At 66.2% G+C, this 3,482-nt stretch carries 4 protein-coding genes and 1 pseudogene; 1 reads left to right on the top strand and 4 read right to left on the bottom strand.

Annotated features, from left to right (window positions below):
* From AB0O21_RS40320 to AB0O21_RS40330, 3 genes are all read right to left on the bottom strand, one after another.
* On the bottom strand, positions 1-195 hold a 195-nt coding region (locus tag AB0O21_RS40320; protein ID WP_365180970.1), incomplete at its 3' end, for a helix-turn-helix domain-containing protein.
* 36 nt (positions 196-231) lie between these two features.
* Positions 232-933 (bottom strand): helix-turn-helix transcriptional regulator, encoded by a 702-nt coding sequence (locus tag AB0O21_RS40325; RefSeq protein WP_365180972.1) that lies wholly within the window; start codon positions 931-933, stop codon positions 232-234.
* A 36-nt stretch (positions 934-969) separates the two neighbouring features.
* Positions 970-1,236 carry a hypothetical protein gene (locus AB0O21_RS40330; protein WP_365180975.1) on the bottom strand — a complete coding sequence of 89 codons (267 nt, stop codon included), beginning with the start codon at positions 1,234-1,236 and terminating at the stop codon, positions 970-972.
* 108 nt (positions 1,237-1,344) lie between these two features.
* Here AB0O21_RS40330 and AB0O21_RS40335 point away from each other — a divergent pair.
* A pseudogene (locus AB0O21_RS40335) lies at positions 1,345-2,123 on the top strand (IS5 family transposase).
* 16 nt (positions 2,124-2,139) lie between these two features.
* Here AB0O21_RS40335 and AB0O21_RS40340 read toward each other — a convergent pair.
* Positions 2,140-2,979: an aldo/keto reductase gene (locus AB0O21_RS40340; protein WP_365180978.1), complete on the bottom strand. Its 840-nt coding sequence runs from the start codon at positions 2,977-2,979 to the stop codon at positions 2,140-2,142.
* Between the last annotated feature and the right edge of the window lie 503 nt (positions 2,980-3,482).

Raw genomic sequence — 3,482 nt, forward strand, 5'->3', positions numbered from 1 at the left:
ACGCATGACCAGCGCCTCCCGCCCGCCGGCCTGCCACTTCACCCACCACCCGTCGACAGCCTTCAGCGACACCCCGAACACCGCCGCCACGTCCTCACGGTCCCGCCCCGCCACCAAAGCGGCCACCGCCCGCAGCCGCAGGACCTCCTGCGCCGACGGCGACAGATGCCGCGCGTCCCCCACCAGATCGCTCACACACCACCAACGACCCAGAACCCAAACCGTTTCGGATCAATATGCAGCGAGGTCGCTCTCCCTGCCCCTCTGCACCGCGAGCATTTCAAGGATGGCGTGCAGCTTGTCGCGGACGGTGTCGACGAGCCGGATGCCCTTCACCTGCCACCAGGCCGCGGTCCAGCCTTCCCACTCTGACTCCGGCAGCCCGCAGGCTCGGAGGAATCCCTCCAGCTGCAGGGGGTGACCGGGAATGGTCTTACCTTTGACGATTCGGTGCGCAGTGCTGTGGGGAAGCACGCCGTAGTCGCCGGCGCGCTCCTCCATCGCGTGCGCCGACGGAGACCAGGCCCAATCGTGCAGCTCGCGCAGTCGTGCGCTGAGGCCCGCCTCGTCGTACACGAACCTGCACGTAGGAAGCGGACGAGGGCGAGGCTTTTCAACCTCCGCCACTGCACCCCGAGCCTTGTCCCACAGGAAGCGAGCCAGGGAAAGCCTTCCCTGGAAGTCACCTGAGTAGTGGTCCGTGAAGAAGGTCTTGCCGTCCATCCTGACGTATACGGGCTCGGGACCGACATGACAGGCGTGAAGGTACTGGACGACCGTGTTCCACGTGGGGAGCGCCCTACCAGTCGCCGCCCGCTTGAGCGTTGCTTCGGACACGTCAGTGCAGCTGGCAAGTACGGCGCAACTTCTGTTCACCTTCGCCCGCTCCTCTCGGAGGAAGGAGGCGAGGCGAGCAAGTTCGAAAATCGTCATGTCGACCGGCTTCTCGGGGCGTCCCATGACGACCCCCTACTTGCCAGGGGTGACGGCCGCGCTGAAGACCCGCCGGAGCATCGCGCCTGGGCGGGGCTTGCTGGTGGCCAGGACGGCGATCCCGGCGATGCCACCGAGCAGCATGAGGATGTCCTGGACGGACGTGCCGAGCACGACGAGGACGGACGCCGAAGCGATGAACGCGGTGAACACGATCGCGTGCGCCATGGTGAAGCGGGAGGGGTCGGTCTCCGCAGGCTCTACCTGGGGCACCGGGGCTACGGATGCGGACTTGGCCGGCATGGGGCTCTCCTGATTGCTGTTGAGCCCGTCCGGCGACCCAAGGACGCCGGACGCTGCTCCTCGATCCATTTCCCATGGAGCTGCGGGGCGGTTGGCGCCACCCCGGTCATGCTCAGCCGGGGGGATCTGACCGACGAAGAATGGGCCGTGCTGGAGCCGCTGCTGCCAGTGAGCAACAACCGGTGTGGCCGGTGGCGGGACCACCGCCAGGTGATCAACGGGATCATTCACCGACTCAGCACCGGGGTGCAGTGGCGGGAACTGCCCGAACGCTTCGGCCCGTGGAAGACCATGCACAAGCGGCACTTGCTGTGGTCGGCCGACGGCACCTGGGAGATGCTGCTCCAGCATGTCCAGGCCCTCGCCGACGCCGCAGGCGGCATTGACTGGGACATCAACGTCGACTCCACCATCGTGCGCGCCCACCAGCACACTGCTGGAGCGCCCCAGGCCCCGCCGTTGGCGCCGCCCACTACCTCAAAGGGGGCACTGGAAGAGCCGACTCGAATGCCAGTCGCGGCAAGCCTGCGGCTCCTGTCGGCGGAGGCGGTGCGGCAGGACGTGGCCGTCCACGTCGCACCCCGGACAGCGTGGGTGCGGACAAGGCGTACAGCAACCGCAAGATTCGTGCCTGCCTGCGCAGGCGCGGCATCCCGCACGTGATCCCCGAGAAGAAGGATCACAAGGCCGCTCGCCTGCGCCGAGGTTCACGTGGCGGACGGCCCCCGGGCTTTGACAAGGCCCGGTACAAGGAGCGCAACACCGTCGAGCGAGCGATCAACAAGCTGCAACAGTTTCGAGCCGTCGCTACCCGCTATGACAAGCGCGGATACGTCTGCCTGGGCACCGTCACAGCCGCCTCACTCCTCATCTGGCTCCGATCATGACCGAAGAGACAGAGCCCTACGCCAGGTCGGGCAGCCCGTCGAGGCGATCGCGGTGGGCTGACGTCAGGTGGAGACGTTCCGCAGCAAGGTTCTCCTCCAGGTGGTTCACCCGGGCGGTGCCCGGGATCGGGAGGATGACCGGCGAGTGGCCGAGGAGCCATGCGAGAGCAACCTGCGTGGGAGTGGCACCGAGCTCGGTTGCCACGGCGGCGATTTCAGCCCTCGCCCCTGACTCCCCCCAGGCGACAGGGCGCCACGGCAGGAACGCGGTCCCTGCCGCTTCACAGGCCGCGAGCACAGGTTCATGCTCGCGGTCCAGCACGCTGTAGCGGTTCTGCACACTCGCGACGTCGACGATCTGTCGTGCCTGATGGAGTTCGTCGACGGTGACCTCGGACAGGCCGATCCGGCCGATCTTGCCCTCGTCCCGCAGGTTCCGAAGAGTGCCAAGCTGGTCGGCGAGCGGCGTCTCCGGATCGATCCGGTGCAGCTGAAGCAGCTCGATCCGCTCGACGCGCAGTCGGCCCAGTGCCTGCTCGACCTGATCGCGCAGAACAGCCGGCCGCCCGTCAAGCTTCCACTCACCTGAAGGGCCCGATCGAGCAACACCAACCTTGGTAGTGATCAGCAGCCCGTCTGGGTAAGGGTGCAGGGCCTCAGCCAGGAGTTCCTCGTTGGCTCCCCCGCCATACAGATACGCAGTGTCGATCAGCGTGACGCCCAACTCGACGGCCCGCCGGGCGACCGCGAGAGAGGTCTCACGGGCCGGGCCTGACTCCGTTGGCAAGTGCATGGCCCCGAACCCAAGCCGCCGTACTTCCAGATCTCCGCCGATACGAAACGCATTCGATGTCACGTGCTGCTTTCTCCCCCTGGCTCAAGGGACAACGCTATCAGCGCAGTTGGCCGGGACATCGGTCCACGAGCAAGGATCGGCCACCGGCCAGAACGACAACTACCTGATCGAAGAGACAGTCCCTAGTTCCACGAGGGTGCGTACCGGACCCTCGGCGCACAACAGCGCGTCGCACACTTCAAAGAGCGCGTCGCTCCGCGAGACCATGCACGCGTACAGCTCCGACCGGAACTCTTCCACCGCTGTGAAGGCGTCTCCTTGGACGCTGTGCTCGACCAGTCCCACGATCCCGGCCTCCGTGCTGCGTTGTCACTGAGCACAGGATCGGGTCGCATCCCCTCACACGTCCGATGAACTGGGGGAAACGCCGAACAAGTGCGAATCTCGTTCGACGCCCAGTGTTAAACGCAATGCCGTTGACTTTGGGGTTATTTGGCGGTTCAACAGATACCAGGGGGTGGTGTCTGATGGCTGCTCGGCTGGTGGACCGGATCGGGCTGGGG

This window comes from Streptomyces sp. NPDC091371 (assembly GCF_040684275.1).
Lineage (GTDB): Bacteria > Actinomycetota > Actinomycetes > Streptomycetales > Streptomycetaceae > Streptomyces.